Raw genomic sequence first — 21,210 nt, forward strand, 5'->3', positions numbered from 1 at the left:
TCGCCGCGATGGAGCGCGTGATGCGCGAGGACGCGGCGCACGCGCTGGTGCTGGCCATCGACTGGCCGCGCTTCCTGTCGCAACGCGCCGGCGTGGCCGAGAGTGCCCTGTTCCGCGCCGTGGCCGGCGACGCCGCCGCGGCGAGCGCGCCCGCCGCCTCCGGGCCGGCCGCGTCGGCCGCTCCCGGCGTGCGCCAGCGCCTGCAAGGCCTGCCCTCGGGGCAGCGCCGCGCGGCCCTGGTGGCCTACCTCGGCGAACGCACCCTGCAGGTGCTGGGGCTGGACGCCGACACCCACCTTGACCCGCGCGCCGCACTGAAAGACACCGGCCTCGATTCCCTCATGGCCGTGGAACTGCGCAACGCGCTGGCCAAGGCCTTCGCGCAGCCGCTGCCCGCCACGCTGCTGTTCGACTACCCCACGCTGGACGCACTCGCCGCGCACCTGCTGCGCGCGCTGGGTCTGGAGGAGCGCGCGGCCGTGCCCGCCGCGCCCGCCCCGGCGCCCGCGATCGACGACATGGCCGAACTCAGCGATGAGGAGGCCGAAGCCCTGCTGTTGAGGGAACTCGACGGCGGCACCCCGGAGACTTCATGACCGAGCCCCGCGCCACTGAGGCGCTTACCCCTGTCAAGCGCGCCCTGCTGGAGATCCGCGATCTCAAGGCCCAGCTCGCGCGCGCGCAGGCGGAACAATCGGTATTGCACGAGCCCATCGCCATCGTCGGTATGGGTCTGCGCCTGCCCGGCGGTGTGCGCGATGCCCAGAGCTTCGCCGAGTTGCTGTGGTCGGGCACCGACGCGATCCGCACCATCCCGGCCGACCGCTGGGACCTGGACAGTCTGCTCAGCGACGACCCCGACGCGCCCGGCAAGATGACCACGCGCCACGGTGGCTTCATCGACGGCGTGGACCGCTTCGACGCCGAGTTCTTCGGCATCTCGCCGCGCGAGGCCGCCAGCATGGACCCGCAGCAGCGCCTGATGCTGGAGGTGGCCTGGGAAGCGCTGGAAGACGCCGGCCACGCAGGCTCGGGTCTGGCTGGTTCCAACACCGGCGTCTACCTTGGCGTCAGCAACAACGACTACGGCCGCGCGCTGTTCGCGCACCGCGATCAGATCGACGCCTACTTCGCCACCGGCAACGCCTACAGCGTGGTCGCGGGGCGCCTGTCCTATGTGCTGGGTCTGCAAGGCCCGGCGGTGGTGGTGGACACGGCCTGTTCCGCGTCGCTGGTGGCGCTGCACCAGGCCTGCCAGGGCCTGCGCCTGGGCGAGTGCGACATGGCTTTGGCGGGCGCGGTGAACCTGATCCTCACGCCCGAGATGAACATCAACTTCTCGCGCGCGCGCATGATGGCCGCCGACGGCCGCTGCAAGACCTTCGACGCTGCTGCCGACGGCTACGTGCGCGGCGAAGGCTGTGCCGTGCTGGTGCTCAAGCGGCTGAGCGACGCGCGCGCCGACGGCGACCGCGTGCTCGCGCTCATCCGCGGCAGCGCCATCAACCAGGACGGCCGCAGCGGCGGCCTGACCGCACCCAACGGCCCCGCGCAGGAAGCGGTGATCCGCGCCGCGCTGGCCGCCGCGCGTGTGAGCGGTGCGGCCATCGGCTACGTGGAGGCGCACGGCACCGGCACGCCGCTGGGCGACCCGATCGAGGTGCAGGCCCTGGGCGCGGTGCTCGGCGAGGGGCGCGATGCCGCCAACCCGCTGCCCATCGGCTCCGTCAAGACCAACATCGGCCACCTCGAAGCCGCCGCCGGCCTGGCCGGCGTCATCAAGACCGTGCTGGCCCTGCAGCGTGGCGAGATCCCGCCGCACCTGCATTTCTCGCATGGCAATCCGCACATCGACTGGGCCGCGCTGCCCGTGACCGTTCCCACGCGCACCACGCCCTGGCCGTGCGTGGACGGTCGCCGTCTCGCGGGTGTCAGCTCCTTCGGCTTCAGCGGCACCAACGCGCACGTGGTGCTGGAAGGCGCGCCGGTCGCCGCCGAGGCCGCGTCCTCCGAGCGCCCGCTGCACCTGCTCGCGCTCTCCGCGCGCGACGGCGCCGCGCTGCAAGCGCTTGCGCAGCGCGCCGATGAAGCGCTCGCGCAGTCGCACGCCCCGTTGGCCGACCTGTGCTTCACCGCCAACGCCGGCCGCGCCCACTTCAGCCACCGCCTCGTGGCCCTGGGCGCCAGCGCCGACGAACTGCGCCGCTCGCTCGCCGAGGCGCAGGCCTCGGTGGTGGAAGGCGCGCGCCGTCCGAAAGTCGCCTTCCTGTTCACCGGCCAGGGCGCGCAGCACGCCGGCATGGGCCGCGCGCTGTACGACAGCTCGCCCGTGTTCCGGCAGGCGCTCGATGCCTGCGCCGAAGCGGCCACGCGCGTGGCCCCGCACCTCGAGCGCGGCCTGCTGGAGGTGATGTTCAGCGCGCCCGCCGACGACTCGCCGGTGAACCGCACGCTGTGGGCGCAGCCGCTGACCTTCTCCATCGAATACGCGCTGGCCGCGCTCTGGCGTTCCTGGGGTGTCGAGCCCGAGGCCGTGATGGGCCACAGCCTGGGCGAGTACGCGGCGGCCTGTGTGGCCGGCGTGCTCAGCCTCGACGACGCGCTGCGCCTGGTGGCCGAACGCGGCCGCCTCACGCACGCGCTGCCGGGCAACGGCGGCATGGCGGCGGTGTTCGCGCCCGAATCGGTGGTGAAGGAAGCGCTGGCGCGCGGCGGTCCCTCGCTCGCCATCGCGGCCTACAACGGCCCCGAGCACCTGGTGCTCAGCGGCCTGCGCAGCGAGCTCGAGGCCGCGCTCGCGCCTCTGGAAGCGCGGGGCGTGCGCATCAAGTGGCTGCGCGTGCCGCACGCCGCGCACTCGCCCTGCATCGAACCCGTGCTGCCCGCGTTCGCGCGCGCCCTGCAGGGCGTGGTGCACGCGGCGCCGCAGATCGCGCTGTTGTCCAACCTCACCGGGCGGTTCGCGGGCGCCGAGGAACTGGGCCGCCCCGGCTACTGGCCCGAGCACATGCGCCAGCCCGTGCGCTTCGCGCAGTCGCTGCGCCTTCTGCTGGAACAGGGCTTCACGCACTTCATCGAGATCGGCCCGCACCCCGTGCTGCTGGGCATGGGCGCGGAAAACACCGCCGCGGTGCCCGACGCGGCGTCGGTGGAATGGCTGCCCTCGCTGCACCGCGAGCGAGCCGACTGGACCGACCTGCTGGAGGGCCTGCGCAGCCTCTACCTCGCCGGTGCCGAGATCGATTGGGCCGGGCTGGACGCGGGCGTGAAACGCCAGCGCCAGGCCTGGCCGACCTATCCGTTCCGCGAGCGCCGCCACTGGATGGACGTGGTGGGCCAGGCCCCGGCCGCGCCCGCCAACGCCGCGCAGCGCTGGGCCGATCTGCAAGCCGCCATGGACCGCCAGGCCGAGCGCGGCCCGCTGGACCTGAACGCACCCTCGTACCCCGCCAAGTGGGCCTGCCTGGAAGAACTCACCGTGGCGCACGCTGCGCTCACCTTGCGCGACGTGGGTCTGTTCCACGCGGCCGGTGAACGCCGCACCCTGGCCCAGGTGCTGAGCGCGGGCGGCATCGCGCCCACCTACGGCCACCTCGTGCAGCGCTGGCTCGAACGCCTCACGCAGCGCGGTGCCTTGCAGCAGGACGGCGAGGCCTTCGCCTCGCCGGCACCGCTGCCCGCGCCCGACATGGCCCCCCTCTGGGCGCGCGCCGAGGCGCTGTTCACCGACAACCAGCCGCTGCTGGCCTACGTGCGCCACTGCGGCCGACTCGTGAGTGCCGTGCTGCGCGGCACGGAAAGCCCGCTGGAGACCCTGTTCCCCGGCGGCTCCTTCGACCTCGCCGAAGGCCTGTACGAGCGCTCGGCCACCATGCGCTACGTCAACGGCCTGGCGGCCTCGGCCGTGGCCGAACTCGCGCGCGGCGCCACGCCCGCACGGCCACTGCGCGTGCTGGAACTTGGCGCGGGCACGGGCGGCACCACCAGTTCGCTGCTGCCGGTGCTGCCGGTCCAGGCCACGCGCTACCTGTTCACCGACGTGTCCGACGTCTTCCTCGACCGCGCGCGCGAGCACTTCGCGGCCTGGCCCTTCATGCGTTTCGGCCTGCTCGACATGGACCGTGACCCGGCCGAGCAGGGCGCGGCACCGGGCACCTTCGACGTGATCGTCTCCGCCAACGCCGTGCACGCCAGCAAGAACCTGCGCCTGACCCTGCAGCGTCTGCGCGAGCTGCTCGCGCCCGGCGGCGCGCTGGTGCTGGTGGAGTCCACCGTGCACATGGCCTGGTTCGACATGACCACCGGCCTCATCGAGGGCTGGCAGCACTTCGCCGACGACCTGCGCACCGACAACCCGTTGCTCGCGCCGCCGGCGTGGCTGCAAGCCTTGCGCGAGGCCGGTTTCGAAGCGGCCGATGCCTGGCCGCGCGCCGGCTCGGCGGCATCGGAACTCGGCCAGCACGTGATCGTGGCGCGGGTGGCCGGCGAGGCCTCGGGCGCCGCCGGCACCGACACGGTGGCCGATGCCTCGGACCCCAGCGCCGCGGCCACCGCGGGAAAAACCCCCGCGCGCGAACAGGCCGAGGCCCTGCTGCGCCGCGTGCGCGAGGCCCTGCCCGCCGAGCGCGTGGACGTCCTGCGTGAATTCGTGCGCGATCGGGTCGTCCGTGTGCTGCGCCTGGACGTGAACACCCCGCCGGGCAGGCACGATCGGCTGATGGACCTCGGATTCGACTCCCTCATGGCCGTGCAACTGCGCAACCAGCTCGGCACCGGCCTGGGCCTGGACAAACCCCTGCCCGCCACGCTGATGTTCGACCACCCCACGATCGATGCACTGGCCACGCACCTGCTGGGCCGCGTGGCGCCGGCCGAGGCCGCCGGCCCCGTGGTCGCACCGATCGCCACGAGCGCCGCGCCGGCCGCATTGGGCGAGGCCGCCGTCGCGGCCATGAGCGACGAAGAGATCGAAGCGCTGCTGCTCGCGCGCCTGGACAAGCCATGAGCGAACAGAACCTGCCCGCCAGCGGCGAGCCCGCCCTGTCTCCCCTCAAGCGCGCCTTCCTCGCGCTGGAGGCGGCGCAAGCGCGCGTGGCCGCGCTGGAGGCCGCGGTCCGCGAGCCCATCGCCATCGTCGGCCTGGGTTGCCGCGTGCCCGGCGGCGCGAACGACAGCGAGAGCTTCTGGCAATTGATGCGCGACGGCGTGGACGCCATCGGCCCGCTGCCCGCCGACCGCTGGGACACCGAGTCGCTCTACGACCCCGACCCCGAAACGCCCGGCCGCATCGCCACGCGCGCGGGCGGCTTCCTCGGCCCGGTCGATGGTTTCGACGCCGGCTTCTTCGGCATCGCTCCACGCGAGGCCCAGGGCATGGACCCGCAGCAGCGCCTGCTGCTGGAGGTGGCCTGGGAAGCCCTGGAACACGCAGGCCAGGCGCCCGACCGCCTGAAAGGCTCGCGCACCGGCGTCTACGTGGGCGTGACCGCCAGCGACTACGCCTACCTGCAGCTCATGAGCGGTGACCGCTCGCTGCTCGACGCGCACTTCACCTCGGGCATGGCGCACAGCATCGTGTCCGGCCGCCTGTCCTACCTGCTGGGCCTGCAGGGCCCCAGCCTCACGCTCGACACCGCCTGCTCGTCCTCTCTGGTGGCCGTGCACCTGGCCTGCCAGGCCCTGCGCGCGGGCGACTGCCGCATGGCCCTGGCCGGTGGCGTCAACCTCATCCTCTCGCCCGACCTGTACATCGCGCTGTCGCACGCGCGCATGCTCGCGCCCGACGGCCGCTGCAAGACCTTCGACGCCAGTGCCGACGGCTTCGTGCGCGGCGAGGGCTGCGGCATGGTGGTGCTCAAGCGCCTGAGCGACGCGCAGGCCGACGGCGACCGCGTGCTCGCCGTGATTCGCGGCAGCGCCGTCAACCAGGACGGCCCCAGCAGCGGACTCACCGCGCCCAACGGCCCCGCGCAGGAGGCCGTGATCCGCGAGGCCCTGGCGCGCGCGGGCGTGTCGCCCGACGAGGTCGGCTACATCGAAGCCCACGGCACCGGCACGCAACTCGGCGATCCGCTGGAGGTGCAGGCCCTGGGCCACGTCTTCGGCTCGAGCCGCGAGAAGCCGCTGTGGCTGGGCTCGGTCAAGACCAACATCGGCCACCTCGAAGCGGCGGCCGGCGTCACCGGGCTCATCAAGCTGGTGCTGGCGCTGCAGCACAAGCAACTGCCCGCCCACCTGCACTTCAGCACGCCCAGCCCGCACATCCCCTGGGGCGATTTCTCGCTGCGCGTGCCCACGGCGCTCACGCCCTGGGAGCCCATCCAGGGTCGGCGCCTCGCGGGCGTCAGCTCCTTCGGTTTCAGCGGCACCAACGCGCACGTGGTGGTGGAAGAAGCGCCCGCCGAGGCGCCGGCCGAGGCCGCATCCGTGAAGCGCACGCACCTGCTGGCCCTGTCGGCGCGCGACGAAACCGCGCTGGCGCAATTGGCCGCCCGCTACGCCACGGCCCTGCAAGGCCGCGGCGATGGCGAACTCGCCGACATCTGCTTCACCGCCAACACCGGCCGCGCGCACTTCGCGCAGCGCGCCACCGTGCTGGCCGACAGCGTGACAACGCTGCGCGAGCGCCTGCTGGCTCTGTCGCGCGGCGAGGCTGTGGAGGGCGTGAGCACCGCGCGTGTCACGCGCCGCGACCCGCCCCGCGTGGCTTTCCTCTTCACCGGCCAAGGCGCGCAGTACGCGGGCATGGGCCGGCGCCTGTACGAGACCGAGCCCGTGTTCCGCGCCGCGCTCGACCGCTGCGCCGCGTTGCTCGCGCCGCACCTGGATCGCCCGTTGCTGGAGGTGCTGTTCCCCGCCGAAGGCGCGGCCACGCCGCTCGACGACACCGGCTATACACAGCCCGCGCTGTTCGCGCTGGAAGTCGCGTTGGCCGAGTGGTGGCGCGCCTGGGGCGTGGTGCCGCAGGCCGCCATCGGCCATTCCGTCGGTGAGCTCGCGGCGGCCTGCGTGGCCGGCGTGTTCACGCTGGAAGAAGGCCTCAGACTCATCGCCGCGCGTGGCCGCCTGATGCAGGCCCTGCCGGCCGGGGGCGGCATGCTGGCCGTGTTCGCCGACGAGGCGCGCGCGAAGCAGGCCATCGCGCCGCACGCGGGCCGCGTCTCGCTGGCGGCAGTGAACGGCGCCGACCAGACCGTGGTGTCGGGTGCCAGGGATTCGCTCGACGCCATCGCCAACGACTTGAAGGCGCAAGGCATCCGCACGCAATCGCTCACCGTCTCGCACGCCTTCCACTCGCCGCTGCTCGATCCCATGCTCGACGCTTTCGAGCGCGAGGCCGCTGGCGTGCGCTTCGCTCCTGCGCGCCTTCGTCTGGTGTCCAACCTGAACGGCGAGGTGGCCGGTGAAGACCTCACCACGCCGGGTTACTGGCGCCGCCACGCGCGCGAGGCCGTGCGTTTCGGCGACGGCCTGCGTTCGCTGGCCGCGCTGCGCCCCGACGTGTGCATCGAGATCGGGCCGCACCCCACGCTCACCACCATGGCCGGCAAGGTCTGGGGCGATCAGGGGCCTGCGCTCGTGGCCTCATTGCGCAAAGGCCGCGCCGACGAAGAGCAGGCGCTGCAGGCGGTGTCCGCGCTCTACCTCGCGGGCGCCGAGATCGATTGGCGCGGCAACATGAAGGGCCGCCTGATCACGCTGCCGAGCTACCCCTTCCAGCGCGAACGCAGCTGGTTCGTGGCGAGGCCCCAAGCCCCCGCGCGTCCGGCCCGCGCGCGCGACACCGGCCACCCGCTGCTCGGCGCGCGCCTGCGCGGCGCGGGGAGTGAAACCGTCTTCGAGTCGCGCATCAGCGCCGACGAACCCGCCTGGATGCGCCAGCACCAGGTGCAGGGCCACGCGGTGGTGCCGGCCACGGCCTACCTCGACACCCTGCTCGCCGCCGGCCAGGCCCTGCTGGGCCATGAGGCCGTGAGCGTCGAGGACATCACCGTGCAGGAGGCCATGCTGTTGGATGACGGCGGTGCCGCGCGCACGCTGCAACTGGTGGGGGGCGCGCCGCAGGCCGATGGCTCGGTCCGCGCATCCCTCAGCAGCCTGGCCGAGGACGCGGGCGAGGACCAGCCCTGGACCGCGCACGTGTCGGCCACGCTGCGACGCACGGCCACGGTGGCCAGCGGCGCCCCGTTGGCCACCGCCCAGGCCGCCTGCCCGCAGGCCCTGGCCACCGCCGATTTCTACGCAGGCTTCGAGCGCCGCGGCCTGGACTTCGGGCCCGATTTCCGCTCCATCCGCCGGCTCTGGCGCGGTGCCGCGCAGGCGCTCGGTGAGGTCGCGCTGGGCGACGAACTGGCCGCGCAGGCCGGTACCCACCGCATCCACCCCGTGCTGCTCGACGGTTGCCTGCAAGTGCTGGCCGCCGCCCTGCCCGAAGACGACGAGGCCCTGTTCCTGCCCATCGCCATGGCGCGCTTCAGCCTGCACCAGGCGCCCGGCGCGCGGTGCTGGAGCCATGTGACGGTCAGCGCGAGCGGAGGTGAGTCGGCCCGCGCGAGCGTGACCGTGTGGCGCGCCGATGGCGCCCTGGTGGCCGAGCTGGCCGACGTGCAACTCAAACGCGTGTCGCGCGACGCGCTGCAGCGCCTGGGCGAGCGCTGGCTTGACGACGCGCTCTACGAGACCACCTGGCGCCCTGCGCCGCTGCCCCTGCCCGAGGCCACGAACGCCGTATCCACGCCGGCCCTGGCCGAGCAAGCCATGCGCGCGCTCGGCAGCCTGCGCCAGTCCGCGCGGCTCGATGGCTATGACGCCTTCATCCCGCAACTCGAAGCCCTGTGCGCGCAATACGTGGTGCGGACCCTGGGGCGCCTGGGCTGGGCGCCCGCGCCCGGTGAGCGTGTGCAGGCCGAGGCCCTGGCCGCGCGCTTGCGCGTGCAGCCGCGCCACGGGCGCCTGTTCGCGCGCCTGCTGGCGATCCTGGCGGAAGAGGGCCTGCTCGCTCGCGACGGCGATCAATGGACCGCGCGCGCCGCCTGGCCCATGGTCGAACCCGAGACCGAACTCGCCCGCCTGCACGCCGCGCACCCCGACGCCGCGGCCGAACTGGAGATGACGGGCCGCGTGGCCGCGTCCATGGCCGAGGCCCTGCGCGGCGAGCGCGAGCCCATGGAGCTGCTCTTTCCCGGCGGCTCGCTCGCCAACGCCGAGCGCATGTACCGCGACGCGCCCACCGCCCAGGTCTTCAACGGCCTGTTGGGCGAGGTCATGCGCGCCTTGCTCGCGCACCAGGCCGCGAACCCCGGCCGCCCGCTGCGCATCCTGGAGATCGGCGGTGGCACAGGCGGCACCACGGCACGCATCGCGCCGCTGTTGCCAGCCCAGGGAGTGGAATACACCTTCACCGACATCGGCCCGCTGTTCGTGGCGCGCGCGCAGGAACGCTTCGGCCAGCACGGCTTCATGCGCTTCCAGGTGCTGGACCTCGAGAAGGACCCCGCCGCGCAAGGCGTCGCACCGCAGTCCTTCGACCTCGTGATCGCCGCCAACGTGGTGCACGCCACCGCGGACCTGCGCCGCACCCTGGGCCGGGTGCGCGGCCTGCTCGCGCCTGCCGGCCTGTTGGCCATGATCGAGGTGACCCAGCCGCAGCGCTGGTTCGACCTGACCGTGGGCCTGACCGAAGGCTGGTGGGCCTTCGACGACACCGATCTGCGCACCGACTACGCCACGCTGCCGCGCGCGCGCTGGCTCTCCCTGCTGGCCGAGTGCGGCTTCGCCGACAGCGCCGCGCTGCCGGTGGGCGAGTCGCACACCGGCACGCTCGCGCTGCAGACGCTGCTGCTGGCGCGTCGCACCGAGAACGTTCAAGGCACCTGGTTGCTGATGGCCGACCGCCACGGCGTGGCCGACGCACTGGCCGCGCGCCTGCGCGAACGCGGAGAGGACTGCCAACTGGTGCGGCCCGGTGCCGCGTACGCCAGTGGCGCGGACGCGATCACGCTTGACCCGGCGTCGCCCGCCGACCACCAGCGCCTGCTTGCCGATTGGCGCGCCAGCGGACGCGCGCTGCGCGGCGTGTTGCATGCCTGGTCGCTCGACGCCGCGCCCTGGGACGGCCTGTCGAACGACGGCCTGGCCCGCGCCCGGACGCTGGGCGCGGTGAGTGCGCTGCACCTTGCACAAGCCCTGATGGGCGCGGGCTCGCCGCCGCCGCTGTGGGTCGCCACGCGCGGCGCGCAGGCCGCCGACGCGCTCGACGCCACGCTCAACCCCGCGCAGGCGCCGGTATGGGGGCTGCTCAAGGCCGCCTCGCTCGAATACCCCGAACTGCGCTGCACCGGCGTGGACCTGGAGGAGGGCGGTGAGCTCGAGTCCTTGCTCGCCGAACTGCAGGCCGGCGCCGAGGCTCGCCCCGTGCCATCGCCCACGCTCGTGGCCTGGCGCGGCGGCGAACGCCACGTGGCCCAACTCGCGCGCGTTCGCCGCGCCCCGTCGACGGCCGCGCCGCGCCCCGCCAGCTACCGACTGGTGCCCGCCACGCGCGGCTCGCTCGACCAGTTGGCCCTGCAGCCGATGACACGCCGCCTGCCCGGCCCGGGCGAGGTGGAAGTGGCCGTGCAGGCCACGGGCCTGAACTTCAAGGACGTGCTCAACGTGCTGGGCATGTACCCCGGCGACCCCGGTCCTCTCGGCGGCGAGTTCGCCGGCCGTGTCAGCGCGCTGGGCCCCGGCGTCACGCAACTGCGGGTGGGCGACGAGGTGCTTGGCGTGGCCGGTGGCAGCTTCGCCTCGCACGTCATCGCACGCGCCGCCTTCGTTCAGCGCCGCCCCGAGGCCATGAGCGCGGAGGAGGGCGCGGCCTTTCCCATCGCCTTTCTCACCGCCGCTTTCTGCCTGGACCACCTGGCCGGCCTGCGCGCGGGCCAGCGCGTGCTCATCCACGCGGCGGCCGGTGGCGTGGGCATGGCGGCCGTGCGCCTGGCACAGCGCGCGGGCGCAGAAGTCTTCGCCACGGCCGGCGCCGAGTGGAAGCGCGAGCTGCTGCGCTCCATGGGCGTGGCCCACGTGATGGACTCGCGCCACGCCGGCTTCGCCGACGAGGTGCTGGCGCTCACGCAAGGCCAGGGCGTGGACGTGGTGCTCAACTCGCTCTCCGGCGAGGCCATCGAGGCCAGTTTCAAGGCCATCGCCGACGGCGGCTGCTTCGTCGAGATCGGCAAGCGCGACATCAAGACGCCCGAGTGGGTACGGGGCCTGCAGCGTGGCCTGCGCTACCACGTGGTGGACTGGGGCGAGACCGGCGAACGAGAACCTGCCCTCATTGGCGGCCTGCTCGACAGCCTGACGAAGGACCTGCGCGAAGGCCGTCTGGCGCCTCTGCCGCGCCACGCCTTTGCGCTGGACGAAGCCGAGCGCGCCTTCCGCTTCATGGCGCAGGCGCGCCACGCGGGCAAGGTGGTGGTTCGGCACGAAACGGCTGCGATTCCGCCGATCCGCCGCGACGGCACCTACCTCATCACGGGCGGCCTGGCCGGCCTGGGCCCTGTGGTGGCGCGCTGGTTTGCGCAGCAGGGCGCGGGGCGCCTGGTGTTGCTCAGCCGCCGGGGCACGACGCCCGAGGTGGCGCCGCTGCTTGACGAGATCCGCGCGCTCGGCGCCGAGGTGCTCGCCGAGGCGCTGGACGTGTCCGACGAACCCGCGCTGCGTGGCCTGCTCGCGCGCCTGCGCGCCGACGGCCCGCCTTTGCGTGGTGTGGTGCATGGCGCGGGCGTGCTCGACGACGCGGGCTTGTTGCAGCAGGACGCCTCGCGCTTCGCGCGGGTGTTCGCGCCCAAGGTGCAAGGCGGCTGGCTGCTGGACCGCCTCACGCGCAGCGACCCGCTGGACCTGTTCGTGCTGTTCTCGTCCGTTGCGGCCGTGCTGGGCTCGCGCGGCCAGGCCAACCACTCGGCCGCCAACGCGCTGCTGGACGTGCTGGCGCACGCGCGCCGCGCGCAGGGCCTGCCGGGGTTGAGCATCAACTGGGGCGCTTGGTCCGAGGTGGGCGCCGCTGCCGACCGCCGTGTGGCCGATCGGCTGGCAGGGCAGGGCATCGCGGCGCTCACGCCCGATCAGGGCCTGCTGGCGATGGCGCGCCTGCTGGAGCGCCAGGCTGTGCAGGCGGCGGTGCTGCCGATCGACTGGGCGCGTTACCTCTCGGCCATTGGCGCCGAGGCGCCGCCGCCGTTCCTGGCTGGCGTGGCCACGGGCGCGTCCGAGGGCGCCGTGTCGTCCGCGAAGGCCGAACGCAGCGCCGCCACGGTGGACCTGAAGCAGCAACTGGAAGAAGCGCCGCCCGGCCGCCGCCGCGCGCTGATCGCGGCCTTCGTGCGCGAGCGCGCGCTGCGCGCGCTCGGGGTCGATCCGGCTCGCGCCGTCGATCCGCGCACGCCGCTGGGCGAGCTGGGCCTGGACTCGCTGCTGGCCGTGGAGCTGCGCAACAAGCTGGGCGCCGCCCTGGACGTCACGCTGTCGGCCACGCTGCTGTTCGATTACCCGACGATCGACGCGCTGACCGACCACCTGATGAACGAGGTGCTGGCGCCTGCGCCCACCGACACGCCCACCGCCGAGGCCGTGCCCGACACGGCGTCCACCAGCGTGGTGGATGCGATCGAAGACCTGTCCGACGAAGAAGTCGACCGACTGCTCGCGCAGCGCATGCAACCGAAACCATGAGCGATTTCCTGGACCGCATCAGCCAACTCTCGCCCAAGCGCCTGGCGCTGCTGGCGCTGGAGTTGCACGAAAAAGTCGAGGCCCTCCAAGCCGCCGACGGAACGAACGCGCGCGGTCGGTTCAGGAACGAGCCCATCGCCATCGTCGGCATGGGATGCCGCTTCCCCGGCGGCGCCAACAGCCCCGAAGCCTTTTGGCAATTGCTGGAAGAAGGCCGTGACGCCATCCGCGACATCCCCGCCGACCGCTGGGACAAGGACGCCTGGTTCGACGCCGACCCCGACGCCCCCGCCCGCATGTCCGTGCGCAACGGCGGCTTCCTCGACGACGTCGCCGGCTTCGACCCCGCCTTTTTCGGCATCTCCCCGCGCGAAGCCCTCACCATGGACCCGCAGCAGCGCCTGCTGATGGAGGTGAGCTGGGAAGCGCTGGAGCACGCCGGCCTGTCGCCCGAGCGCCTGGCCGGCTCGCCCACCGGTGTGTTCTTCGGCCTGTGCAACAGCGACCATTTCCACCGCGTGCTCGAACGCGGCACGGAGAACATCGACGCCTACATCGCCTCCGGCAACGCGCACAGCGTGGCCTCGGGCCGTGTCGCGTACTTCATGGGCCTGCAGGGCCCCGCGATGTCCATCGACACCGCCTGCTCGTCGTCGCTGGTCGCGTTGCATGTGGCCTGCCTCAGCTTGCGCAGCGGCGAGTCGCGCACCGCGCTGGCCGGCGGCGTCAACCTCATGTGCTCGCCCGAGACCACGGTCGCGCTCACCAAGGCCCACATGCTCGCGCCCGACGGTCGCTGCAAGACCTTCGACGCCGCGGCCGACGGCTTCGCGCGCGGCGAAGGCTGCGGGGTGCTGGTGCTCAAGCGCCTGAGCGACGCACAGGCCGACGGCGACCGCGTGCTCGCGGTCATCCGCGGCAGCGCCGCCAACCAGGACGGCCGCAGCGGCGGACTCACGGTGCCCAACGGCCCCGCGCAGGAAGCGGTGATCCGCGCCGCGCTGGCCGACGCCGGCCTGGCGCCGGCCGACATCGACTACGTCGAGGCCCACGGCACCGGCACCACGCTGGGCGACCCGATCGAGGTGCGCGCGCTCGCGGGCGCATTGGGCCCGGGCCGCGCGGCCCATGCGCCATTGCTCATCGGCTCGGTCAAGACCAACCTCGGCCACCTGGAATCGGCAGCGGGTGTGGCCGGCGTCATGAAGGTGGTGCTGTCGCTGATGCACGGGCGCATCCCGCGCCACCTGCACTTCAAGACCCCCAGCCCGCACATCGCCTGGGCGCAGTACCCCGTGCGCGTCACGGCCGACGGCCAAGCCTGGGGGCGCGGCGAACGCGTGCGCCGCGCGGGCGTCAGCTCCTTCGGCTTCAGTGGCACCAACGCGCACCTGGTGATCGAGGAAGCGCCTGTGGCCCAGGCCAGCGCGGCGCAGGCGACCGAGCGCCCGGTGCAGTGCCTGCCGCTGTCGGCGCGTTCCGACGCGGCATTGCGTGAACTGGCCGGCGCCTTCGCGCGCGAGCTCGCGACGCCGGGTGTATCGCTCGCCGACGTGGCCCACACCGCCGGCGTGGGCCGCTCGCATTTCGCCGAACGCCTGGCCGTCGCGGCAGCCGACGCGGCCGAGGCGCGTGTCGCGCTCGAGGCCTTCGCACAGGGCGGCCAGCCCGAGGGCCTGTCGCGCGCCACCGCCACGCCCGGCCAGCCGGCCGAGGTGGTGTTCCTCTTCACCGGTGCCGGCGCGCAGTACCCCGGCATGGCGGCGAAGCTCATCGAGACCTCGCCGGTGTTCCGCGACGTCATCGACCGCTGCGACGCCATCCTGGGCGCCGACGCGCAGGGGCGCACGTTGAAGACCGTCTTGCAGGCGGGCCCGAGCGAAGGCGCCCCGATCCACGAGATGGGCTGGACCCAGCCCGCCATGTTTGCCGTGCAGGTCGGCCTGGCGCAACTCTGGCGCGCCTGGGGCGTGGAGCCGGCCGCCGTCATCGGTCATTCCGTGGGCGAGTACGCGGCGGCCTGCGTGGCCGGTGTGTTCACGCTGGAAGAGGGCATCCGCCTCATCGCCGAGCGCGGCCGTCTGATGCAGGCCCTGCCAGCCGGAGGCGCGATGGCCGCCGTGTACGCGCCGGCCGAGGAGGTGCAGCGCGCCCTGGCTCCCTGGAGCGGCAAGCTGTCCATTGCCGCCTATAACGCACCCGACAGCGTGGTTGTGGCCGGCGAGGCGCAGGCGCTCGATGCCTTGCTGGCCGAACTCGCCACGCGCGACGTGCAAGGCAAGAAGGTTCTGGTGTCGCTCGCCGCGCACTCGCCGCTGATGGAGCCCGCGCTCGACGCCATGGAGGCCTGCGCCGGCCGCGTGAGCATGCGCGCCCCGCGCATTCCCGTGGCCTGGAACCTCACCGGCGGCGCACCGCTGCCCGGGGGCGCGCCCGACGCGCGCTACTGGCGCCGCCACCTGCGCGAGCCCGTGCGCTTCGCCGACGGCCTGCAGTCGCTGCACCAGCAGGGCCACCGCGTGTTCCTGGAAATCGGTCCGCACCCGGTGCTGACGGCCTACGCGCAAAGCGGCTTGCCCGAGGCGGGCACGGTGCTGCTCGGCTCGCTGCGGCGCGGCAGGGACGACTGGCGCGAGCTCATGCACAGCCTGGGCGCGCTGTACGCGCACGGCGCGCCGATCGACTGGTCCGGCGTGGACCGCGGCCTGCCGCGCCAGCGCCTCGCGCTGCCCACCTATCCCTTCGAACGCCGCCCGTTCTGGATCGAACCGCAAGCGCCCGGCGCACGTGTGGCCGCCGCGGTGGCTGGCACGGCCTGGCCCGGTACGCGCCTGTCCACGGCCCTGCCCACCTTCGAACTCGCGCTCACCCCATCGAGCCCCACCTGGCTGGCCGAGCACGTGGTTCAAGGCGCCTGTCTGGTGCCCGGCCCGCTGTACCTGGAACTCGCGCAAGCGGCCGCGCGCCAGGCGCTGGGTGAAGGCCAGCGCGCCGTCGAGTCCTTCGAGGTCCACGAGCCGCTGGTGGTGCCGGACGCGGGCACCGTGCTGCAGACGCACCTGGCCGCGCCGCAGGGCGGGGTGGTGGCTTTCTCCGTTCACAGCCGCGCGGTGGGCGGCAGCGACTGGCGCCTGCACGCCAGCGGGCGCTTGCTGCCGATCACGGCCGAACAGGCCATCGTGGGTGCCGACACCACCAACTTCACCGCCACGCGCGACGCGCTCGGCGCGGCCACGTCTGGCGAAGGCTTCTACGAACAGCTCCAGGGCCTGGGCATCGAGCTCGGCCCGGCCCTGCGCAGCCTGCGCGAGGCGCACCGCCGCGACGGCGAAGCGCTTGCGCGCCTGCAATTGCCCGAGGCCGCGCGCGGCATGCCGCTGGCTTGGGCGCACCCGGTGCTCATCGACGGTGCCCTGCAGGCCGTGGGGCTGTCGCTGCCGGCAAGCGACGGCGACAAGCACGTGTACCTCTTCTCCAGCGTGGACCGCATCGCGCTGGCCGGCCCGCTGCCCGACAGCTTCTGGTGCCACGTGCGCGTGCTGAACCCGCGCGATGAGCAGCCCGCCGAATGGCAGGCCGACGTGAGCCTGCGTTCGCTGGAGGGTGGCGTGCTGGGCCAGTTGCGCGGTGTGCGACTGCGCAAGGCCTCGCGCGAGGCCCTGCGCCAGGCGCTCGGCGGCGCTGAATCGGACCTGCTCTACGAAGTTGGCTGGGAGGACGCGCCGGCGCCGGTGCCGGCCGCCGCCGCGATGCCCGATCCCGCGGCGCTGGCGCCCGCGTTGCGACAAGGCTTCTCTGCGCTCGCCGAGCGCCACGGTCTCTCCGTCTACGAGCGCCTGCTGCCCGAACTCGATCGCCTGAGCCTGGCGCATGTGGCGAACGCGCTGCGCGAACTCGGCTTCGACGACACCCCCGCCCGTGCCTTCTCCAGCGCCGAGGAGGCCGATCGCCTGGGCGTGCAGCCGCGCCACCGCCGCCTGTTCGCCCGCCTGCTGCAGATGCTGAGCGAAGACGGCCTGCTGCGCGACAGCGCCGACGGCCACACCGTGGTGGCACCGCTGCCGTACGAAGACACGGCGGTGCGCCACGCCGACGGGCTGGACACCTTCACCGGTGTCACCGGCGAGCTGAGCACCCTGGCCCGCTGCGGCCCCGCGCTGGCGAAGGTGCTGCGTGGCGAGCAGGATCCGCTGCAACTGCTGTTCCCCGGCGGCTCCTTCGACGAAGCGCGCCAGCTCTACGTCGACTCGCCCTACGCGCAGACCTACAACCGCGCGCTCGGCGAGGCGCTGAGCGCAGCCGTTGCGCAATTGCCTGCGGGCGCGCGCCTGCGCGTGCTGGAGATCGGTGCCGGCACCGGCGGCACCACCAGCTACGCGCTTCCCCTGCTGCCAGCCGAGCGCACGGAGTACACCTTCACCGACCTCTCGCCGCTGTTCCTGGAGCGCGCGGCCGAGCAGTTCGCGCGTTTCCCCTTTGTGCGGCACGCCCTGCTCGACATCGAGCGCGAGCCAGCGGAGCAGGGCTTCGCGCCGCGCGCCTACGACATCGTGATCGCCGCCAACGTGCTGCACGCGACGGCCGACCTGCGCGCCACCCTGCGGCACGTGAAGGGTCTGATGGCCCCAGGCGCGCTGCTGCTGCTGCTGGAAGGCGTGGCGCCGGAGCCTTGGGTCGATCTGACGTTCGGCCTGACCGAAGGCTGGTGGCGCTTCACCGACGCCGATCTGCGCCCCGGCTACCCCCTGATGCCTCGCGAGCGCTGGCTGTCGGCGCTGGCCGAACTCGGCTTCGAAAACGCGAGCGCCGTGCCCGAAGCCCAGGGCCTGTCACGCGCGGCGGATCAGCAGGCGCTGATCGTCGCGCGCGCTCCGCTGGGCGGCCGACACTGGACGCTGGTGGGCGAGCCCCACGGCCTGGGCGCCGCGCTGGCCGAGCGTCTCCGTGCACGTGGCGATCACGTCACCTGCATCGACACGGACGAAGCGCTCGTGAAAGCCGACGCGTCAGGTGACCTCGTCTACCTCGGCGCTCTGCCGCTGGCCACACGGCCCCTGGCCGACGCGGCGGCGCCCGCCGACTCGGTTCGACTCGCGGGAGAGCTGCCGCGCCGCTGGCTGGTCGATGCCACGAAACGCGATGGCCGTGTCTGGCTCGTCACGCAAGGCGTGCACGGCGACGCTGGTGGCGTCGTGGCACCTGGCGCGGCCTGGCAGGCGCCGCTGTGGGGCTGGGGCAGGGGCTTCGCGCTGGAGCACCCGGCGCACTGGGGCGGCCTCATCGACCTGCCCGCGGGCGGTGATCTCGCCGGCACCCTGCTCGCCGCGCTGGACGCCGACGACGGCGAGGACCAGGCCGCCTGGCGCGACGGCCGTCGCCGCGTCGCGCGCCTGCGCCGCCTCGCCGCGCCCGCGCAGGCACCCGCCACGTTCGAGCCCGACGCGAGCTACCTCATCACCGGCGGCTTCGGTGGCCTGGGCCTGCGCGTGGCGCGCTGGATGGCCGAGAACGGCGCGCGCCACATCGCCCTGATGGGGCGCCGCCCCGACACCGGCGCCACCGGCCTGCGCGAGATCGAGGCCCTCGGCGCAAGGGTGCACGTGCTGCAGGCCGACGTGGCGGACGAGGCCTCGCTGAGCGCCGCGCTCGCCCAACTCGCCCGCGAAGCCCCGCCGCTGCGCGGCGTGGTGCATGCCGCCGCCGCGCTCAGCGAAGCGCCGCTGGCGCGGCTCGGCGAGGCCCAGGTGGCCGCCATGCTCGCGCCCAAGCTGGCCGGCACCGCGCTGCTGGAGCGTCTCACGCGCGGCCTGCCGCTGGACTTCGTGGTGCTCTTCTCGTCCACCACCGCGCTGCTCGGTGCCTCGGGGCTGGCGCACTACGCGGCGGCCAACGCTTTCCTCGACACGCTTGCGCGGCAACTGCCGCCCGCGCGCCGCTGGCTGTCGGTGAACTGGGGCACCTGGGAGCTGATGCGCCTGGCCTCGGCCGAGCACCAGCGCGGTTACGCCGAGGCCGGCCTGCTGCCCATGCCGGCCGCGGACGCGCTCGACGCGCTGGGCCGCCTGCTCGGTGGCGCGCACGCGCAAGCGGTGGTGGCCGCCATCGACTGGGCCGCCCTCAAGCCCCTGCACGAGGCGCGCCGTCCCCGCCCCTTCCTGCGCCACATGGGCGTGGCGCCCGTCGTGTCCGCGCCGCCGGCCGCCGACAAGGGCCCGCGCGCCCAGACCGGCCCCACGCTGGCCGAGCGCCTGGCCGCCTTGCCCCAGGCCATGCGGCACGACCTGCTGATCGAGTTCGTGCAGGGCGAGGTCGCCAGCGTGCTCTCGCTGGATGGCCCCGCTGCGGTGCCCGTCGCCACCGGCCTGTTCGACCTCGGCATGGACTCGTTGATGGCGGTGGAGCTCAAGCGCCGGCTGGAGCGGGGCGCGGGCAAGCCCATGCCGTCCACGCTGACCTTCAACTACCCCAACGTGGGCGCGCTCGCGCGCTTCCTGGAAACGCAGCTCGTGGTGAAACCGGTGGCCAGCGCCCCGGTCGCCACGCCCACCCCCGCCACGCCCACCCCCGCCACCCCGGCGGCACCTCTCGAGGTGCCCGACGGTGAACTCGACGACCTCAGCGACGAGGAACTCGAAGCGCGCCTGATGGCGCGCCTGGAGCAAATGAAATGAATTGGACGCCCGACCGCCACGGCCTGATGCTGACCACCGCCTTCGTGGCCTTGTGGGCCGCCGAGGAGGCGCTCACGGGCCTGCTCATGGGCCGTTATGGCCTCGACCAGATCGTGTGGATGCGCTTCGTGTGGCACATCGTGCTGCTCTACCTGCTGTTCGGCCGGCGCGAGCCCGCGCTGCTGTGGCGCACGCAGCGCCCGCTGTTCCAGTTGGCGCGAGCGGCCATGATGGTGGGCATGCCCGCGTGCTGGATCATGGGCCTGCACCGCGGCCTGTCGCCCGCGGTGCTGATGTCGGTGTTCTGGATCGCTCCGCTCATGATCCTGGCGCTGGCGCGGCTGTTCCTGGGCGAGCGGGCCTCGCCCACGGTGTGGCTCGCGGCGCTGCTGGCCTGCGCGGGCGTGTTCGCGCTGACCGGGCCGCACGCGCTGCCGCAGCCGCTGCTGCTTGTCTTCCCGCTCGGCATGGCCATGTGTTTCAGCCTCTACGTGGTGATGACGCGCGCGCTGCGCCGCGAGCGCACGCGCACCAACCTGTTCTACACCGGCCTGGGCGTGTGCCTGGCGCTGGCGCCGCTGGTGCCCTCGGGCTGGGTCACGCCCACGCCGCTGGACGTGGGACTCGTGGGCGCGGTGGCGCTGCTGGGCCTGGGCGGCCTGTTTGCGCTGGAGCGCCTGACCGCCGCCGCGCCGGTGTCGCGCACCGCGCCGCTGGTGTACCTGCAGATTCCCTTCGCGCTGGGCTTCGCCTGGGCGCTGGAGTTGCACGACCCGAGCCTGCGCACGCTCGCGGGGGTGTTGTTCACCGTGGTGGTGGTGCTCTACGTGTGGCGCCGCCAGCGCCCGTTCCGGCGCGAAGCCGGGCTCGCCACCGACACCGGTTTCGGGAGCCTGTGAGGCACGCCATGTCCGACAACCGCCGCGCCATCCTCCTGATGCTCGTCTTCGTGGGCCTGTGGGCCGCGATCGAGATCATGGCCTGGCAGGTGCTGCAGCGCTATTCGCCCTATCAGGTGGTGTGGACCCGCTATGTCGTGCACCTGGTGCTCATGCTGCTGATCTTCGGCTGGCGCGACCCCGCCGCGCTGGTGCGCACGCGCCGCCCGGTCTTCCACCTGGCGCGCTCGCTGCTCATGCTGGGCATGCCGGCGTCCTGGGTCATGGGCATGCAGGCCGGCCTGACGGGTGAAGCGGTGATGAGCGTGTTCTGGATCAGCCCGCTGCTCGTGGTGGCGCTGGGCTGGCTGTTCCTGCGCGACCGCGCCCCGGCGGCGGTCTGGCTGGCCACGCTGGTCGCTGGCCTGGGCACGCTGCTGGTGCACCCGCCGCACGCGCTGCCGTCGCTGCGCCTGCTGGCCTATCCGCTGGGCATGGCCTTGAGCTTCAGTGCCTACGTGGTGATGACGCGCTCGCTGCGAGGCGAGCTCACGCGGGCCAACCTGTTCTATACCGCGCTGGGTGTGTTCCTGGCGCTCAGCCCCGCCATGCCCGGCCTGTGGAAATGGCCCGCGCCCACCGACCTGGTGGTGATGGTGGCGGTGGGCGTGCTGGGTTGCCTCACGCTGTATGCCCTGGACCGCGCCACCGCCGCCGCACCCGTGAGCCTGAGCGCGCCCGTCATCTACATGCAGGTGGCACTCACGCTGTTCCTGTTGATCGCCCTCGGTGTGCTGGGTGCGGGCAAGCTGCCGCTGCACGTGGGCCTGGGCCTGTTGTTGATCGTCGGCGCAGCGCTGTTCGTCTGGGTGCGGGAGTCGCGCCTGCAACCGCAGGACGCACTGAGCGCCGCCGCGCCCCATTGAATTTTTCTGGAGTAGAGA

At 73.3% G+C, this 21,210-nt stretch carries 7 protein-coding genes (1 of these 7 only partly in view); all 7 read left to right on the plus strand.

Annotated features, from left to right (window positions below):
- Tightly spaced (at most 8 nt apart), the 7 genes in view from GTO19_RS08010 to GTO19_RS08040 form a layout consistent with a single transcriptional unit that may run on beyond the window.
- Positions 1-21, plus strand: partial view of a type I polyketide synthase gene (locus GTO19_RS08010; protein WP_291020091.1) — the end only. It extends 5,769 nt beyond the left edge of the window; 21 of the gene's 5,790 nt are visible here — the last part of the coding sequence; its start codon lies off the left edge, out of view; it ends in the stop codon at positions 19-21.
- Positions 21-596, plus strand: a complete 576-nt coding sequence (locus tag GTO19_RS08015; protein WP_291020094.1) for an acyl carrier protein — start codon at positions 21-23, stop codon at positions 594-596. Before GTO19_RS08010 ends, GTO19_RS08015 begins: the two co-directional genes overlap by 1 nt.
- Positions 593-5,005: a beta-ketoacyl synthase N-terminal-like domain-containing protein gene (locus GTO19_RS08020; RefSeq protein ID WP_291020096.1), complete on the plus strand. Its 4,413-nt coding sequence runs from the start codon at positions 593-595 to the stop codon at positions 5,003-5,005. The genes GTO19_RS08015 and GTO19_RS08020 overlap by 4 nt, the downstream gene beginning before the upstream one ends.
- Positions 5,002-12,717 carry a type I polyketide synthase gene (locus tag GTO19_RS08025; RefSeq protein ID WP_291020099.1) on the plus strand — a complete coding sequence of 2,572 codons (7,716 nt, stop codon included), beginning with the start codon at positions 5,002-5,004 and terminating at the stop codon, positions 12,715-12,717. Before GTO19_RS08020 ends, GTO19_RS08025 begins: the two co-directional genes overlap by 4 nt.
- Complete coding sequence (locus tag GTO19_RS08030) at positions 12,714-19,388, plus strand: type I polyketide synthase (RefSeq protein ID WP_291020102.1); 6,675 nt, start codon at positions 12,714-12,716, stop codon at positions 19,386-19,388. Before GTO19_RS08025 ends, GTO19_RS08030 begins: the two co-directional genes overlap by 4 nt.
- Positions 19,385-20,287, plus strand: coding sequence for a DMT family transporter (locus GTO19_RS08035; RefSeq protein ID WP_291020105.1), 903 nt, complete (start codon positions 19,385-19,387; stop codon positions 20,285-20,287). The genes GTO19_RS08030 and GTO19_RS08035 overlap by 4 nt, the downstream gene beginning before the upstream one ends.
- 8 nt (positions 20,288-20,295) lie before the next feature.
- Complete coding sequence (locus GTO19_RS08040) at positions 20,296-21,192, plus strand: DMT family transporter (protein WP_291020107.1); 897 nt, start codon at positions 20,296-20,298, stop codon at positions 21,190-21,192.
- The last annotated feature ends 18 nt before the right edge of the window (positions 21,193-21,210 follow it).

The organism is Hydrogenophaga sp. (assembly GCF_011772445.1).
GTDB lineage: Bacteria > Pseudomonadota > Gammaproteobacteria > Burkholderiales > Burkholderiaceae_C > Hydrogenophaga.

What these genes read in the sequence shown, in the direction of transcription:
- GTO19_RS08030 (WP_291020102.1), top strand. Translation starts at nt 12,714, where the DNA reads ATGAGCGATTTCCTGGACCGCATCAGCCAACTCTCGCCCAAGCGCCTG.
- GTO19_RS08025 (WP_291020099.1), top strand. Translation starts at nt 5,002, where the DNA reads ATGAGCGAACAGAACCTGCCCGCCAGCGGCGAGCCCGCCCTGTCTCCC.
- GTO19_RS08040 (WP_291020107.1), top strand. Translation starts at nt 20,296, where the DNA reads ATGTCCGACAACCGCCGCGCCATCCTCCTGATGCTCGTCTTCGTGGGC.
- GTO19_RS08015 (WP_291020094.1), top strand. Translation starts at nt 21, where the DNA reads ATGCGCGAGGACGCGGCGCACGCGCTGGTGCTGGCCATCGACTGGCCG.
- GTO19_RS08020 (WP_291020096.1), top strand. Translation starts at nt 593, where the DNA reads ATGACCGAGCCCCGCGCCACTGAGGCGCTTACCCCTGTCAAGCGCGCC.
- GTO19_RS08035 (WP_291020105.1), top strand. Translation starts at nt 19,385, where the DNA reads ATGAATTGGACGCCCGACCGCCACGGCCTGATGCTGACCACCGCCTTC.